12 protein-coding genes are annotated in these 17,025 nt (G+C 53.0%); 5 read left to right on the forward strand and 7 right to left on the reverse strand.

What is annotated here, in order from left to right:
- Positions 1 to 60 precede the first annotated feature (60 nt).
- Together BLP79_RS14405 and pdxR are read right to left on the reverse strand one after the other, a co-directional pair.
- Positions 61 to 1,632, reverse strand: coding sequence for a 2-isopropylmalate synthase (locus tag BLP79_RS14405; protein ID WP_090220108.1), 1,572 nt, complete (start codon positions 1,630 to 1,632; stop codon positions 61 to 63).
- Between the two features lie 223 nt (positions 1,633 to 1,855).
- Positions 1,856 to 3,235, reverse strand: a complete 1,380-nt coding sequence (gene pdxR / locus BLP79_RS14410) for a MocR-like pyridoxine biosynthesis transcription factor PdxR (protein WP_090220111.1) — start codon at positions 3,233 to 3,235, stop codon at positions 1,856 to 1,858.
- A 93-nt stretch (positions 3,236 to 3,328) separates the two neighbouring features.
- On the opposite strand from pdxR, the gene BLP79_RS14415 reads away from it, so the two are divergent.
- A complete protein-coding gene (locus BLP79_RS14415) occupies positions 3,329 to 3,997 on the forward strand; it encodes a pyridoxamine 5'-phosphate oxidase family protein (RefSeq protein ID WP_090220113.1) in 669 nt (222 codons plus the stop codon).
- Between the two features lie 48 nt (positions 3,998 to 4,045).
- On the opposite strand, the gene BLP79_RS14420 is transcribed toward BLP79_RS14415, so the two are convergent.
- The gene (locus BLP79_RS14420) at positions 4,046 to 5,482 is read right to left on the reverse strand and encodes a 2-isopropylmalate synthase (RefSeq protein WP_090220115.1); all 1,437 of its coding nucleotides are present in this window, start codon (positions 5,480 to 5,482) and stop codon (positions 4,046 to 4,048) included.
- A gap of 174 nt (positions 5,483 to 5,656) precedes the next feature.
- On the opposite strand from BLP79_RS14420, the gene BLP79_RS14425 reads away from it, so the two are divergent.
- Positions 5,657 to 7,321, forward strand: a complete 1,665-nt coding sequence (locus BLP79_RS14425) for an NAD+ synthase (protein ID WP_090220118.1) — start codon at positions 5,657 to 5,659, stop codon at positions 7,319 to 7,321.
- A 120-nt stretch (positions 7,322 to 7,441) separates the two neighbouring features.
- Here BLP79_RS14425 and BLP79_RS14430 read toward each other — a convergent pair whose 3' ends face one another.
- Positions 7,442 to 8,371: an MBL fold metallo-hydrolase gene (locus tag BLP79_RS14430; protein ID WP_090220121.1), complete on the reverse strand. Its 930-nt coding sequence runs from the start codon at positions 8,369 to 8,371 to the stop codon at positions 7,442 to 7,444.
- 306 nt (positions 8,372 to 8,677) lie between these two features.
- Here BLP79_RS14430 and gltX point away from each other — a divergent pair, with 306 nt between their 5' ends.
- The gene (gene gltX / locus BLP79_RS14435) at positions 8,678 to 10,003 is read left to right on the forward strand and encodes a glutamate--tRNA ligase (protein ID WP_090220172.1); all 1,326 of its coding nucleotides are present in this window, start codon (positions 8,678 to 8,680) and stop codon (positions 10,001 to 10,003) included.
- Between the two features lie 87 nt (positions 10,004 to 10,090).
- On the opposite strand, the gene BLP79_RS14440 is transcribed toward gltX, so the two are convergent.
- A complete protein-coding gene (locus tag BLP79_RS14440) occupies positions 10,091 to 11,926 on the reverse strand; it encodes a calcium-binding protein (protein ID WP_090220125.1) in 1,836 nt (611 codons plus the stop codon).
- A 360-nt stretch (positions 11,927 to 12,286) separates the two neighbouring features.
- Here BLP79_RS14440 and BLP79_RS14445 point away from each other — a divergent pair, with 360 nt between their 5' ends.
- Complete coding sequence (locus BLP79_RS14445; RefSeq protein WP_090220175.1) at positions 12,287 to 12,730, forward strand: RrF2 family transcriptional regulator; 444 nt, start codon at positions 12,287 to 12,289, stop codon at positions 12,728 to 12,730.
- Between the two features lie 27 nt (positions 12,731 to 12,757).
- Here the strand turns inward: BLP79_RS14445 and BLP79_RS14450 are convergent, their stop codons facing one another.
- Together BLP79_RS14450 and BLP79_RS14455 are read right to left on the reverse strand one after the other, a co-directional pair.
- The gene (locus BLP79_RS14450) at positions 12,758 to 15,283 is read right to left on the reverse strand and encodes an ABC transporter permease (protein WP_090220127.1); all 2,526 of its coding nucleotides are present in this window, start codon (positions 15,281 to 15,283) and stop codon (positions 12,758 to 12,760) included.
- The gene (locus tag BLP79_RS14455) at positions 15,280 to 15,996 is read right to left on the reverse strand and encodes an ABC transporter ATP-binding protein (protein WP_090220129.1); all 717 of its coding nucleotides are present in this window, start codon (positions 15,994 to 15,996) and stop codon (positions 15,280 to 15,282) included. The genes BLP79_RS14450 and BLP79_RS14455 overlap by 4 nt, the downstream gene beginning before the upstream one ends.
- Before the next feature lie 49 nt (positions 15,997 to 16,045).
- On the opposite strand from BLP79_RS14455, the gene BLP79_RS14460 reads away from it, so the two are divergent.
- On the forward strand, positions 16,046 to 16,684 hold the full coding sequence (locus BLP79_RS14460) for an arylesterase (RefSeq protein ID WP_232716570.1): 639 nt from the start codon (positions 16,046 to 16,048) through the stop codon (positions 16,682 to 16,684).
- Positions 16,685 to 17,025 lie beyond the last annotated feature (341 nt).

The following is a 17,025-nucleotide window of genomic DNA, read 5'->3' on the forward strand; positions in this document are numbered from 1 at the left end:
CGCGACAAATGAAAAGGACGCCAGCAATAGGCGCCCTTTTCAATCTGTCAGAAGGGGGGGTTAGGCGAGATCTTTATAAGAAATCTCGCGGGTATCGGCCCCTTCGCCGACTTTGCCCCGACGAATGATCATGCGATTCAGCGCGTTGATGTATGCGCGTGCTGAGGCGACGACCGTATCCGTATCCGCCGATTCACCTGTGGTGATGATCCCTTCTTCTTCCAATCTGACAGAGACCGTGGCCTGCGCATCAGTGCCAGCTGTCACCGCATGAACCTGATACAGCTGCAAACGCGCGGTGTTTGGGTAGATTTTGCGAATGGCCTTAAAGGTGGCATCGACTGGACCATCGCCATTTTCGACGGCACTTGCGTCTTTGCCATCGACTTCCATCTCCAGCATGGCTTCTGCCTGACCGCCTGTGCCGCACATGACTTTCATCGAGACCAGTTGCAAATGATCGTCGGCATCCTCACCCACACGCATCAGGGCGATGATATCGTCATCAAAGACTTCTTTCTTGCGGTCTGCAAGTTCTTTGAAGCGAACAAACAGATCTTTCAATTGGTTGTCACCGATCTCAAAACCCAGTTGATCCAGCTTATCACGCAAGGCTGCGCGGCCTGAATGTTTGCCCAAGGGCAGGGCGGTGCCTGCGATGCCCACGTCCTCGGGGCGCATGATTTCAAAGGTCTCTTTATTCTTCAGCATACCATCCTGATGGATGCCGCTTTCATGAGCAAAGGCGTTTTTACCAACGATGGCTTTGTTTGGCTGCACCGTGAAACCCGAAACGGTCGAAACTCGGCGCGAGATATGCATAATCTTTTTGGTGTCGATATTAGTGCGCCAGGGCATGATATCGTTGCGCACTTTCAGGGCCATAACGACCTCTTCCAGCGCTGTGTTTCCGGCGCGTTCGCCCAGACCGTTGATCGTGCATTCAATCTGACGCGCCCCACCCGCGACAGCCGCGAGCGAGTTTGCCGTCGCCATGCCCAAATCATTGTGGCAGTGGGTGGCAAAAATAACCTCATCGGCGCCGGGCACTGTTGCGATCAGGCGTTTGATCAGGTCTGCGCTCTCTTCTGGAGCGGTATAGCCGACGGTATCGGGAATGTTGATCGTCGAGGCCCCGGCCTTGATCGCGATTTCAACCACGCGGCAGAGATAATCCCATTCGGTGCGTGTTGCATCCATCGGGGACCATTGCACGTTATCGACCAGATTACGGGCATGTGTAACGGTTTCATGGATTTTATCGGCCATCTCATCCATGCTGAGATTTGGGATGGCGCGGTGCAGAGGGGACGTGCCGATAAAGGTGTGAATGCGTGGTTGCGCAGCTTTGCGCACGGCTTCGGCACAGCGGTCAATGTCTTTGAAATTGGCGCGAGCCAATCCGCAGATACGCGCATTTTTGGAGCGCTCAGCGATTTCAGAAACAGCGCGAAAATCACCTTCGGAGGCGATGGGGAAACCGGCTTCGATAATATCGACGCCCATATCGTCCAAAAGCTCAGCAATTTCGAGCTTTTCATCATGCGTCATAGTTGCGCCGGGGCTTTGTTCGCCGTCGCGCAAAGTCGTGTCGAAAATCCATACGCGATCGGTGTCGGATGCAGGTGTCATGTCTGATGCTTTCTTAAGTTCTGTTCCAAATCCAAACTGGCGCGATCGAAACCCCTCTGAGCGGACGCGCCAAATGGCACGCTCAGAGGCGGATTAGGAGCAGTAGGCCACGCAGAGACAGGCCGCGTGCGGCTTTGTCGGATAAAATGATATCTGCGTGCATGGTCATAACTGTGATTTATACAAAGACCGTTTCAAAAGAAAAGATACAAAACGGGCAAATTTAAACAGTGTGGATAATCTTTTGCAGGTGGTTCAGCAAAGGAGGTAGTGCCTCAACCTTGGTATCACAAAATCCAATCAGCAATCCGTTTGCGCGGGGAAAGGGTTTGGGCGTGTGTTTTGACAGAGGCGTGAGATCATAGCCCTCTTGCACGGCATGCTGGCAAATTTGATCATCTGGTCGGCTTTCTTGTGATAGGTGAAAAGCGATTTGCATGCCTGCACGGTGGCGTGTATAGGTGCCCAGCTGTGCGGGCCAAACATCTAGATTGTCACAGGCGGTCTCATAGCGTTCTGCATAGATTCGCCGGGCACGGCGGACATGGCGTTCATATTGCCCTGAAGCCATAAAGCGCGCCAAGGGCCGCTGAGCTGTGATTGCAGCACCTGCGCTAGGGTGGACAAAACGTGCTCTAAACAAAGAGACAAGCACCGGCGGCAAAATCAGATAGCCCAGCCGAAGGGCATGGTTGAACGTTTTTGAAAATGTCCCAACGTAGAGGCATCGCCCATGGCGATCCAGAGCGGCCATTGCCGGGAGTGGCTGGCCACGATAGCGAAACTCGCTGTCAAAATCATCTTCGATGATCCAGCCACCTCTGATTTGCGCCGCGTCCAGAAAATGCTGGCGTTGTGCCACTGGCATGGCTCCCCCCAGCGGGAATTGATGTGAGGGTGTCAGTATCGTTATTTTAGCAGCCGTTTTGGGAAGATGCGCCCCCTGGTCACTGACATGAAGTGGACGAATGGGCCAGTGCCGCTGCTGCGCATACCGATAGGTTGGTGAGAATCCAGGCATTTCTAAAGCGATGTCTTCCCCGTCGATGAGGGTTTCCATCGCCAACTCCAAGGCCTCGCGCGCGCCGCTTGTAATGATGATCTGTTCTGGGTTCGCCTTTATGCCGCGTGCGCGGGCGACATAGGCGGCAATTTCTGTACGAAGTTGCGGATCTCCAAAAGCGTCAGATCTTTCACAGAGGGCAAGGGGCTCTTCGCGCCCGACTTGGGCAATCGTGCGGGCCCAGGCGCGGGCGGGGAACAGCTCTGCGTCTGGCGTACCGGGAGAAAGATACCGGGGAGAGCGTACAAGGCTGGAAGCAAGACGCTGTGGTTGATCTGTCTGAGGTTTCAACGGTGCAATCTCAGCCACAAAGAGACCAGACCCGCGTTTTGAGGTCAAACATCCTTCGGCGATCAACTGTTCGTAAGCAGAGACGCAGGTGCTGCGTGATATGTTTAAATCTGTGGCAAGTGCGCGAGAGGCTGGCAAACGCGTCATCGGTGCCAATGAACCGGCATTGATCTGCGCGCGGACCGCCTCAACAATCTGCACATAAAGTGGTGATGTTGCTTTGGTGTCCAGAGTAGGAAGTTGTAGCAAATTGGACTGCCATTAAAGTTAAAAAGTGGATCTTAGTCGTAAACCAATTTGCTGATAGCCGAAAGAAAAGCAACGCTATTTCGAGAGACCCACATGACCAAGCCAAAAGAGCCAGACCAAGATCTGAAATCAGAACGCAGTCGGTTGCGACGTGCACATGAAAAGGGGCGTTATGACCGTAAGACGATGTATGAGGTTTTGAATGCCATGCCTCTTGCCCAGATTGCCTACCAAATGGATGGTGCCCCCTCTATCTTGCCAACGCTTCAATGGCGTGAAGGGGATCACGTTTATTGGCATGGATCTTCAGCCAGCCGCGCTTTGCGTGCGATGGATGGACAGAAGATCTGTATGAATGTGACGTGTATGGATGGCTATGTGCTGGCACGTTCCGCGTTTCATCATTCGGTCAACTTTCGATCAGCAACCCTATTTGGCACCGCTGAACGTATTGTTGGGGCGGACCACATTTCGGCGCATCTCAAAACCATGGTGGATGTGCTTTTCCCTGATCGTTGGGACAGTTTACGCCCGATGACAAGCAAAGAGGTCAAAGCCACTGCTGTGATGCGTATGAAGATCGAGGAAGGCGCAATCAAGATCAGAACAGGACCACCCAAAGATGATGCAGAAGACTATGATCTTCCGATCTGGGCAGGAGTTGTGCCTATGGGCCTGCAACTTCAAAACCCAATTGATGATCCCGCAAATTTAAACGGGGTTTCGCGACCTTCGCATTTGGAGCAGATCAAAATCGGTTGAGAAACGATGAAATGCGCAGCCTGGTTTTTTGACTGCGCATTTTTGAAATTAATTTTGCGTAGTGCCGTTTACCAATGCGCCATCTTCCCATGTGCCGCTTGCTTCCTGACCACTGGCATAGCGCATGGTTCCTTCCCCCTCGCGCTTGCTGTCGACAAAGCCACCTTGGTAGATATCTCCGTTGGGATAGGTCGCGACCCCGGTTCCGGTAATGCTACCTTCAACCCAGTCTCCCTCGTAGGTGAAGCCGTCAGGCATCTGCACTTTTCCGGTTCCATGGCGCTGGCCTTCGGCAAATTGGCCCGTATAGATTGATCCATCTGCATAGGTTACGACCGCCTCGCCGTGGCGCAGGTTGTTTTGCCAGCCGCCTTCATACCGATACCCGTCTTGATAAGTCATGACGCCTTGGCCGTGGTTTTGCGCATCTTTGAAATCACCAGTGTAGGTGAGGCCGTTTGCATAGGTGGCTGTGCCTTGTCCGTTGATGACGCCGGTTACCCATGCGCCGTCATAGGTGGATCCATCAGGATAGGTGATTTTGCCCTGTCCGTCCGCAAGGTCCGCGCGAAATTGGCCTTCGTAGACAGAGCCATCCGAATAGGTCACTTTCCCCTGACCTTCGATGCGGCCGTCTTGCCAGTTGCCTTCGTAGAGATAGCCATCTTTGCCCGTGAAGCTGCCTTTTCCATTGCGTTGGTCATCCTCGAAGTTGCCCTCGTAGATATCGCCGTTCGCATAGGTGAGTTTCCCCAAACCCTGTCTGCGGCCTGCCACCAGCGTACCCTCATAGATGTCGCCATTTGGTTGGGTTAACTTCCCCTGACCATGCATCTGATTGTTCAGCCATTCGCCTTCATAGACCAACCCGTCTGTCAGGGTGAGCTTGCCAAATCCTGCAAGGGTGCCATCGGCGACATTTCCGTTATAAAGCGCGCCATTGGGATAGGTGATCTGGCCTTTGCCTTCTTTGCGGCCTTCGACCCAAGCCCCTTCGTATTTATAACCGCTGGGGGTCTCTATTGTGCCTTGGCCGTGATGTTCGGCATCCAGGAACTGCCCTTCGTAGCGTGCGCCATTGGTGTAGAGTGCGATGCCTTGGCCGTTAATAACGCCGTCTTTCCATTCACCTTCATAGGTGCCGCCATTGGCAAAGGTAATCTTGCCGAGACCTTCGGGTTTGCCGCGCGCAAATTCGCCTTCATAGATGGATCCACTCGGGAAACGCGCCGTGCCCGTGCCCAGAATCTCTCCGTCGACCCAGTCACCGGTGTATTCATAGCCGTTTGGTAATTTATAGCTGCCGTTGCCATGCGGAAGACCGCCGCTGAATGTACCGGTGTATTCGCCACCAATTTCATCCTGAGTGGTAACAACATCATTGCTTTGTGCATGCGCTGCTGAGGCGAGCGTAATGGTGCTCACGGTGATGCTGGCAAGCAGCAGTGTACGTATATCGCCGCTGCGACGGTTAAGACGGATCATGAAAACCTCTGTCTGCCCAAATTTATCTCACTCGTGCAAGAACTGCCCGAATGTGGCTTGAGGAAAACTATGCGACTGACGCCGTTGTCGCAATGTCTTTTGCGGGCGGCTCTTTCCCTTGATGTCTGATCTGTTAAATGACTACAGAGGATCGTGGCAAAGGGCAGGGATGGTATGGCTGATCGTTTTCGCGTGACACTGGCACAGTTAAACCCGGTGGTGGGTGATATCACAGGCAATGCAGATCAGGCTTTTGCCGCTTGGGAACAGGCACGGGCCGCCCATGCAGATTTGATTGCGCTGCCTGAGATGTTTTTAACAGGCTATAATGCGCAAGATCTGGTGATGAAACCGGCCTTTCACACGGCGGCGATGAACGCAGCCAAGACATTGGCACAGCGCTGTGTGGATGGGCCTGCTATGGCAATTGGTTGCCCTTGGGCCGAAGGGGGTAAGCTGTATAATGCTTATCTTATTCTGAAAGACGGGGACATTGCCTCGAAGGTGTTGAAACATCATTTACCCAATGAGACCGTTTTTGATGAGGTGCGGGTTTTTGATGCTGGCCAACTTGGGGGGCCTTATGCGGTTGGGGATGTCCGTGTTGGCAGCCCCATCTGCGAGGACGGCTGGCATGAGGATGTATCTGAAACGCTTGAAGAGACCGGTGCGGAGTTCCTTCTTATTCCCAATGGGTCACCCTACTTTCGTGGCAAAATGGATGTGCGATTTAATCACATGGTTGCCCGCAGTGTTGAGACCGGTTTGCCCGTGATTTATCTGAACATGGCTGGCGGGCAGGATGATCAGGTCTTTGATGGTGGTACGTTTGTTTTGAATCCAGGTGGTGCGCTGGCAGTTCAAATGCCTGTTTTTGACACTTGTATCAGCCATTTGGATCTGGAGCGCACAGCGGAGGGGTGGCGCGCGCTTGACGGAGAAAAAGCGAGCTTGCCTGATGTCTGGGAACAGGACTACCGTGTGATGGTCGAAGCCTTGCGGGATTATCTGCGCAAGAGTGGTTTTGAAAAAGTTCTGCTTGGTCTGTCTGGTGGGGTTGATTCTGCGCTGGTGGCGGCGATTGCCGTGGATGCCATCGGGGCACAGAACGTGCGTTGCGTCATGCTGCCGTCAGAATATACATCTGCTGAATCGCTGGATGATGCGGAGGCCGTCGCCAAAGCGCTGGGCGTGCATTATGATTATGTACCCATTTCTGAAGGTCGGGCCGCGATTACAAATACGCTTGCGCCTCTCTTTGCAGGACGGGATGCGGATCTGACGGAAGAAAACATTCAATCCCGCCTGCGAGGGCTATTGTTGATGGCGATGTCCAATAAATTTGGCGAAATGCTACTAACGACCGGAAATAAATCTGAAGTCGCTGTAGGATATGCAACGATTTATGGAGACATGAACGGCGGCTATAACCCGATCAAAGATCTTTATAAAACTCGGGTGTTTGAAACCTGTCGTTGGCGCAATGCCAATCATCGGAACTGGATGATGGGACCTGCGGGGGAGGTGATCCGCCCCAATGTGATTGACAAACCACCCAGTGCTGAATTGCGAGACGATCAAAAAGACAGTGATAGCTTGCCAGATTACCCTGTTTTGGACGCACTATTGGAGATTTTGGTGGATCAAGACGGATCCGTTGCAGACTGCGTTGCTGCTGGATTTGAAGACGTCGATGCGCGCCGCGTGGAGCATCTTGTTTATATCAGTGAGTATAAGCGGTTTCAGTCAGCACCGGGAGCACGTTTGACACAGCGTGCTTTCTGGTTGGATCGTCGCTATCCAATTGTAAACCGCTGGCGCTCGCCACGCGAAACATAAAACCCAGATGGGCTCCCGCCCGGCTTCGGGTTGCAGGGCAACCCTGTGCCCGTTGGGCCAAGCGCCGCGCTGATGCGCGGCGCTTGGGTGTATATCTCAGGTCAAGCGCCTCAAACGCTTTTAGATTGCAAATTGATAGCCGACCGGGACAAAGCGGAAACCGCTATCTCGCGTTTCGACAAATCCCATGCCGGGGAAAGGCATGTGATAGCCGATCATTGGCACCCGGTCGGTTGCGAGCATATCCAATATTTTGCGGCGGCTTGTGGCAGCGGCATCTTTGTCGTTGTCAAAGATGATTGGCCATTCGGGGTTTAAGAAGGACAGCACGTAGTGATTGGCCAGATCTGCGGTGAGCAGAAGCTGCTGACCTTCGCTTTCAAGCATAAACAATGTGTGCCCGGGGGTGTGGCCCGCGGCGCTCACCGCGGTGATACCAGAAACCACGCTTTCACCATCTTTGATGAATGAGGTTTTTTCTGCTAAGGGGACGACATTGTTGCGCACTGGCGCGGCGCGTTCGTTATCACCAAGACCCGTCCAGAAATCATATTCGGCTGCGGCTGTTACATAGCGCGCATTTGGAAAAGTTGTTGCACCGCTTGTTTTAAGACCACCGATGTGATCACCATGCATGTGGGTGATGACGACAATATCAATCTGTTCGGGTGTTACACCGACATCGGCGAGCGCTTTTTGAATGCCGCCACCACCAAGACCTGTATCAAACAGGACCAGTTCGCTACCTGTGTAGACAAGCGTAGGTGTAAAGTAGAATTGACCTTTGTCTGGAGAGATAAAATTCTCTTTTGAAACACGTGCGAATTCTTCATCGCTGACCCCTTGGCCAAAGACGTTTTTCGTATCATCACGCGTTATCGTACCGTCAAGAAGGGTTGTTACAATAAATTTTCCAATTTGGAAGCTGCGCGCAGATGCCGTCTTTGCGGGTGTCAGCGTGGTTTGTGCGGAAGCGGAAGCAGCATTCAACAGCATTGGCGCTGCAAGAGCACTGCTCAAGATGGAGCGGCGGGAAATCGAGAGTTTCATCTTAACCTCACTTCATGGGGTCTACAGGAGAGAATGTAAGGGAATTATGGCACACTCCCTCTGCTCATAAGGGTAACGTCCCTGTGAGATCCGCGCTGTTTTGGTTTCGATGTGAACAGCTGCTCTGCGCGGGCGCACAATTGTATTTACGTCTGAGTGCAGCGCCGTAAAAATACGGAGTCTGTAAGTGTATCAGATCTGCTTATGTTAACTTATATTCATGAGGGAACCGAAACCTTTGCAGCTTCGGCAACTGGACAAAACGCAGGCCATATGACAGAGCATCTCTTCAACAGGAGATGCATGATGACCACAACCCGCTTTGCTCCGTCACCCACCGGATATATTCATGTGGGCAATCTGCGCACCGCGCTGATGAACTATTTGATCGCGCGCAAAGCGGGCGGCACGTTTATTCTGCGTATCGATGATACAGACCCGGAACGGTCAAAAGAAGAATATGTTGATGCCATCAAAGAAGATCTGGAATGGCTCGGCCTGACCTGGGATAAGGTGGAGCGACAGTCTGATCGTTTAGACCGTTACATTGCTGCGGCCGATCAATTGCGGGATATCTCACGCTTTTATGAAGCGTTTGAGACACCTACTGAGCTGGACCTGAAACGTAAAAAACAACTCAACATGGGCAAGCCCCCTGTGTATGATCGCGCCGCGCTGGACCTGTCCGACGATGAAAAAGCTGCGTTGCGGGCTGAACGCGGCGATGGTGTTTGGCGTTTCAAGCTGGATCATGAACGTATTGAGTGGGCGGATGGCATTGTTGGTGATGTGTCAATTGATGCGGCCTCTGTCTCTGATCCGGTCCTGATCCGAGGGGATGGTCAATTCCTTTATACGCTTGCCTCGGTTGTAGATGATACCGAAATGGGTGTGACCCATGTTGTGCGGGGGTCAGATCACGTGACCAACACCGCAACACAGATCCAGATCATCAAGGCGCTTGGGGGCACACCGCCTGAATTTGCGCATCATTCCTTGCTGACCGGCCCGCAGGGGGAGGCGTTGTCCAAACGTCTGGGTACCTTGGCCTTGCGTGATCTGCGTGAACAAGGTGTCCAGCCTATGGCGTTATTGAGCCTGATGGCGCGCCTTGGCTCTTCTGACCCGGTGGAGTTGCGCAATGAGATGGCTGAGTTGATCGACGGCTTTGACGTTTCGCGCTTTGGAACGGCACCGACCAAATTTGATGTTCAGGATGTCTTTCCGCTGACATCTCGCTTGCTGCAAGGGAAAAGCGTGGAAGTCGTGGCATCAACCCTGACCGATCTTGGAGTGCCCGCAGATCAACAGGCCGCCTTCTGGGAGGTGGCCAAAGAAAATATCACTACCTTGAAAGACCTTGCAGGGTGGTGGGCGCTTTGCCAGACCGGCGCGGATCCTTTGATTGCTGATGAGGATGCGGAATTTGTGGCTGAAGCGATGCAGCTTTTGCCGGAAGGCCCGTATACTGCAGACAGTTGGAAGGAATGGACAACAGCTGTGAAGGCGGCAACCGGGCGCAAAGGTAAGGGCTTATTTATGCCATTGCGCAAGGCTGTGACGGGTATGGAACGTGGCCCTGATATGGGGGCATTGCTACCGCTGATGCAGGTTATCCGCGCCCGCGGTTGATTTCAGTGTCCAGAACGATAAAAGCCAGAAAAACAAAAGGCGGTGCTGATGAGCACCGCCTTTATCTTTTTTCCAATTGGTTCGTCTTTAGCCAAATTGAAAATCATCTACGCTCAAATTATTCAGGACAGTGTTTTCTATTACGATAACATTGCGCCCATCGTCGCTCGCATCATAGACGATATTGTCGCCAACTTGCTGTGCTGCATCTTGAAAGCTTGCGAAATCACTCGCTTCATCGGCGCCCCGGATCAGCAGCGTATCAGTGCCAATATCGAAATCTTTGACGCGGTCTTGTCCCCAATTGCCATTAAACAAGAACGTATCGTTGCCGTCGTCGCCCCAAAGCAGGTCACGCCCACGCCCGCCGATTATGAGATCGTCGCCATCTTGTCCGCGCAGCCGGTCATTGCCATTTCCACCATTCAGACGGTCTCGTCCTGACAAACCACGAATTTGATCGTTGCCAGCCCCACCAATCAGCCGATTGGTGCCCTGTGTGCCTGTTGCGATGAGGTCAACCTCAAGTTCACGCAGGTCGCCATTGGTTTCATAAGTGCCTGTGATGTTTTCAATTGAAATGATTCGAGATTCTGTACCTGTGCGATCGGCCGTTGCATAACCAATCCCGGTATTCAGATTAATGACAATGTCACTTGATCCATTTTCCAGCTCGCGCGCGGCACGATCAAATCGCAGCTCATCCGCGCCATTCCCACCATTCAAAGTGTCATTGCCCAAACTTGTTGAGAGCCGATCATTCCCATTCCCGCCGCGCAACAGATCATTGCCGCCACCGCCCCAGAGAAAATCGTCGCCATTGCGGCCGCTTAATGTATCCTGACCAACGCCGCCGATCAATGTGTTCTTACCCGCTGAGCCTATGGCGTTAAGGTCGAGTTGTAGCTCGTGAAAACCATCATCTGTTTCGTAGGTCGCTCGGATGTGTTCGATGGAGCTGAGAGTGGTGTTGTGTGTGTGGTAGGAACCGTTTACGTCATCGAAAAAGTAGGGGAGCGCAAGGCCCGTGACAAACGAGAGCTGACCCGTTTTCAGGTTCACGGTAAGTTCATGAAAATCATCTGGTCCACCCAACTCGTTATCGTAGGTCTCATGTATATAATCTGAGAAGCGCAGTTCGTCTTGCCCGCGACCGCCGTCCAGCATGTCGTTTCCATGCCGGTAATACAGAACGTCCTTTCCCCGGCCGCCATTTACGATGTCATTCCCATGGCCGGCACGTAGCGTGTCGTTTCCTCGATTCCCATAAAGTGTGTCGTTGCCCGAATGCCCCCGGATACTGTCAGCCCCTTCAAGGCCATAAAGTCGATCATCGCCGGAATATCCAAGCAGCCTGTTGTCGCCATTATCCCCCCGGATCAAGTCTGAATATGAAGTGCCTGCGACTCCTTCAAAATCATAGAAGGTGTCGACTGCGCCTGAACCATCGACAACTGTTTCGCGTGCCAGATCAATTTCCAGACCATATCCGGTGTCGTTGAAATAGAAATCAAGAATATCGCTGCCCGCACCACCATAGAGCGTGTCAGCACCCGCTCCGCCTGCAAGCCAGTTGTCGTTTGCATTGCTGCGTATAATGTCCGATTGATCAGAACCTAGCACGTTGTCGATATTGACCAGAACATCGGTGCCGATGTCACTGCCCGTTACAGTGTTTTCTGCAAGGTTGGCCGAGACTGAGGCTGCACTGTCTTCGTAGGAGGCCCAATCCCACCCGACACCACCGTCCAGGGTATCGTCTCCGGCACTACCAATCAGCGTATCATTATCGTCACCACCGAATAGGCTGTCGTTGCCGGCGCCGCCTCGCAAGGTATCCCAACCTTCGCCACCAATAATGGTGTCGTTGGAGGAGGTTCCCTCTAAATTGTCATCGTATTCGGTGCCCTCAATGAATGCCATAAATAGATCCTTTGTCGTTTAATATCCTGTTCGTGAGTAGGTCCACATACGCAGAAGATGTGGACTGTGCTCAATGCAGTAGACCGCCTTTTGAAAATGCAGATCACAGATTCGGATTGTTGTTTCAGGTCTAGTTGTGAGACCTCAATGATTGTTTTGGTTAGTTCTTCATCAACCCATATCAATGCTCTACTCTGAGCTGTCAATGTTATCTTTGTTCATCTTTGGGTTGTTGTGGCTTGTGTAAAAATCCGTGCCATTATTGATGTATGTCAAATCGCACTTTTGCGTTTTGTGCCATCTTTCTGATCTGCCTTTTGCGGCGAATGCCGTGAAGGGCGCGGCAGGATGGAGGAACGGATGCGGATTACCAAACGAACCAATATTGCTGCACGTCTTTTGATGTACTGCGCAACGCATGACGACCGCCTGGTGACCAAAGCTGAGGTGGCGGAGGTTTGCAACGTGTCGGAAAATCATCTGGCTCAGGTGATCAATCAGCTCAGCCAGGCCGGATACCTGACCACGCAACGCGGACGCAAAGGTGGTATTATGTTGGGGCGCGCTGCGGCTGAAATCGGGATTGGTGATGTGTTTCGCCATGTCGAAGGACCGGTCCCGATTGTAGAATGTTTTGCTGATGCAGATAACACGTGTCCTTTGGTGTCGGCTTGCCGCTTGCGCGATGCTTTGCAGCGCGCAGCAGATGCTTTTTATAGTGCACTGGATGGGGTGACGCTGGACAGTTTGGTGTGTGATAACACTGACCTTGCTCGCATATTCTGTACGCCAAACTGTCGCTAAGTGCGCACTATCTTTTGCGATGGCGGTTTAATCCTTCGTACGTAAGATTTGAGCTGGACGGCTTTTGAGGCTTGCATGTGCAAAGACCAACCCAGCGAGCAGAGAAACACCGACGCCTGCGCTTAGGATCAGCAACACGTTGCTCCATATAACTGTAAATGCAGCATCAAAGACATATGTGTTTACGGCCCAAGCCGCCGCAATCCCCGCGATGAGCGCTACCAAAGCAGCAGCAGCGCCCAAATATGCGGTGCGCAGTGCAAAGCTGAATAAGATGTGCAATCGTGAAGCACCCAGTGTTTTCAGAACTGCCGCCTCATAGCGGCGGGACGGTTCTTCGGCCGCAGCAGTGCCAAGCAAGACCAGAAATCCGGTAAGTAATGTCGCAGCGGCGCCATATCCCGTAGCCGATGCGAGCTGTTCCAGAATGCCTGCGATGCGATCAATGGCATCGCGCATTCGAATGGCCGTAACATTGGGCATTGCTTGCGCAATATCCCGCAAAATCTGCGTTTCAGCCTCGGATTGCGCGTAGACGGTCGCAATGAAACTGTGAGGAGCTGCTTTTAAAGCAGCTTCATTCATCACCAGTATGAAACCCATTCCGGCGGTGGAAAAATCTACTTCGCGAAAGCTTGTCACGGTTGCGGTGATATCGCGACCAAGGATGTTCACGGTCATTTCATCGCCAAGCTCCAATCCGATTTCCTCAGCCTCTTCTGCCGCAAATGAGATTTGCGGTTTGCCAGTGTAGTCCTCACTCCACCAGGTGCCTGCTGTCACTGATGTATTTGGAGGTTGTGCGCCTGCATAAGAGACGCCCCGGTCGCCTCGGATCACCCAGTGATCCCCGGCAATATCGCGGGCCGGTTGGCCATTAATACGGGTTATGATCCCGCGTAGCATGGGTGCGTTTTCAACGCGGCTGACTTTTGGATCCTGTTCAACGCGCTGCAAAAATGCGGGCATCTGATCGCGTTGTATGTCGACAAAAAAGTAAGAAGGGGCCTGATCTGGCAGATTGTCCTGAATGGCACGGCGCATATTGCCATCGATTTGTCCAATTGCGGCAAGGACTGTAAGGCCTAGCCCCAGGGCTATAACAGTTGCTGTTGCAGCCTCGCGGTTGTTACCGGTTTGGCTTAAGGCCCATCTAAGGCTGGGATGCCCGCGCATATATTTTTGAATGAACCGCGCAAAGGCTGCCATCATCCACGCGGCGAGCCATAAAATCATCAATGCGCCGATAAGCCCCAGCGCCATCCAGATTGTCAGCCACATCGACCCGGTGAACCAGCTTGCAAGCCCGACCAGAGCCATCACGCCACATGCGGTGATGATCAGGTACCGGAAGGCCGGGCGTTGTTTTGTGGTGTTGGTGCGATCACGTAGCAAGGTTGCAGCAGTGATTTGCTCTGCGCGTGCCAAAGGCCAGAGCGTAAAAAGAAACGCGGTCAAAACCCCATAAAGCGCCGCCTCCAGCAGCGCACGTGGTGCGAGGTCGATTTCAGCCGGGAAGGGTAGGGCTGCTTCGATCACTGGACCCAGTGCAAGCGGAAGAATGCCGCCGACCAGCAGACCTAATGTAATACCAAGAGCGGATATTACCGCGATTTGCAGGAAGTAGCTGAGGAAGATTGTGTTGCGATCTGCGCCAAGGGTCCGTAGCATTGCGATTGTTGCGGTCTTTGTCGCAAGATATGCGCGCACCGCGGCTGAAATCCCAACACCCCCAACTGCGAGACCTGAAAGACCTACAAGGACCAAAAAGGCTGCAAGCCGATCAACAAACCGGCGAATACCGGGGGCAGCATTGCGCGCATCTCGCCACCGTAATCCTGTGTCCGCAAACTGTGCTTCGCTTGCTGCTTTCAATGCATCAAGATCACTGCCTGCAGGAAGGCGTAGGCGATACTTGCTGGAAAACAATGTGCCGGGCGCCAAAAGACCCGAATTTGCTAAGGCCTCAGTGTGTACTAGTGTCCGTGGGGCCAAAGTGAAGCCTGCGCTGGCGGCATCAGGTTCAACGATCAAAAGTGCGCTTAGGCGGAAATCCTGATTTCCCAAGGTGAATGTCTCACCGGTCGTAAGTCCAAGGCGATCAGCCAAAGCACGCTCCATGACCGCGCCGGGGAGGCCCTCATCAGGTTGCAGGGCAATGCCCAAAGGCATCTCAGGTGACAGCTGAACAGCCCCGACAAGAGGGTATAGATTATCAATCGCTTTCACTTGCGTCAGGCTGCGCTCTTCGTCAACAACGGCCATGGAACGGAAATCAATGATCTCAGAATATGCCGTTGCGATCTGGTTCATCCATTCAAACTCAGCGGGTTCCGCTGTGCGATAGGTGAAGGTCAGTTCTGCGTCCCCGCCTAACAGTGCGCGCCCCTCTCGTTCCAGTCCGCCCTCGATCGACGCGCGCAACGATCCAATCGCAGCGATCACAGCCACGCCAAGTGCGAGACAGGCTAAAAAGATGCGAAACCCTCTGACCCCTCCGCGCAATTCACGCCGTGCAATGCGCCACGCCTGTGCCCAAATTCGTTTGCTCATTCTGCGGCCTCGGCCTGTGTAGAAGTATCAATTCGCCCATCTCTTAGCGGGATGATCCGATTGCAGCGTGCGGCCAGTTCGGGCGCATGTGTTACCATAACCAATGTGATGTCGTACCGGTCGCGCAGATCAAACATGAGGTCCATGATCATTTGACCATTGCTTGCGTCAAGGTTGCCCGTTGGCTCATCTGCAAGGAGCAGGCGCGGCCGTGGAGCCAGCGCGCGCGCGAGGGCAACGCGTTGTTGCTCACCGCCGGAGAGTTGCGCTGGGAAATGATCTGCACGATGGTCTAGGCCTACAGCTTTGAGCTCTTCCGCGGCGCGTTCAAACGCATCTGGCTCTCCGGCAAGCTCTAGAGGTGTCGCGACATTTTCCAGCGCGGTCATTGTTGGGATAAGGTGAAAGCTTTGGAACACAACACCCATAGTGCCACGGCGAAAACGGGCCAGTGCATCTTCATTCAGAACGCTCAGATCTTGTCCCAGAGCGTGAATACTGCCGCTAGTGGCCCGTTCTAGCCCGCCCATGATCATCAGCAACGAAGATTTTCCGGATCCTGAGGGGCCAATGAGCCCTACGGTGTCTCCAGCATCTATTCGCAATGAAATATCACGCAGAATTTGGACTGATCCGCTGTTGTTTTTTAACGTGAGGCACGCATCTTTAAGATCAAGAATGGGCAGGGCGCTCTGGAGGGTGTTCTGTGTCATGTAATCGGGGCCTGTTGCGGGTCGCTACTTGGGATATGGAGCGTTTCACGTGTTACACAAGGTTGCCTTTATATTGGGTTTTATCTTTTACGCAGGTTTGGCGCAGGCGGACCCACTGCGCCTGCTCGCCTTTGGGGACAGTCTTGTGCAGGGATATGGCCTCTCACAAGAGGAGGGGTTTGTGCCTCAGCTGGAAGCACGATTGCAAAATGAGGGTTATGATATCGAGGTGATCAATGCAGGTGTCTCTGGTGATACAACGGCCGGAGGCGCCGCACGTATTGACTGGGCCTTGGCCGAACCCTTTGATGCAATTTTGATCCTATTGGGCGGCAATGATGCCTTGCGTGGTTTACCGCCCGCACAGGCCAAAGCCAATCTAGGCAAGATTATTGCGATTTCGCAAGAAAAGGGCCTGAAGGTTTTTTTAGTTGGGGTCCAGGGACCTGGGAATTATGGCCAAGCTTATCAGACCGAATTTGATCAGATCTATAGTGATTTGGCTCATCAGTTTGGTGTGGTGGTTTATTCTGATATCTTTGCCGGGATTTCTGAGCGTGTTTCAGGTGGAGATCGGCTGTCTCTGTTTATGCAGGCTGATGGTATTCACCCGAATGGTTTAGGAGTGGGGGTTAACATTGAAGGGCTATTGCCTAGATTGAAGGCGTTGATCGAGAGTTTTTTGTAATTCTGTCATTTTTCTTATGATTAGGGGTTGCGAGTCGGTGTTAGTAGGTCTAGAAGGCCTCTCACCGGCGGCGCTGAGGCGCACAACGGGGCGGCGGAGACGCTGCTAGGGACGCTCCGGAGAGACGGGGATTGACGGATCGGAGAGACGATTTGACGCTTAGGAAAGACTGGGGCATTTGGAGAGATTTGGTGGCTGTGTGCGCTGAGAGATTGGCGTTACGGTCCTGTTTTTGACCTCTGGGTGTTTGCTCTTTGACATTGATAGATAACTGAAGAGATATGTGGGCGGTTTGGTTCATTCGATGGATCAACGTCTGTATATCGCGCTGGTAGGAATTT

Origin of the sequence: Epibacterium ulvae (genome assembly GCF_900102795.1) — a bacterium.
Lineage (GTDB): Bacteria > Pseudomonadota > Alphaproteobacteria > Rhodobacterales > Rhodobacteraceae > Epibacterium > Epibacterium ulvae.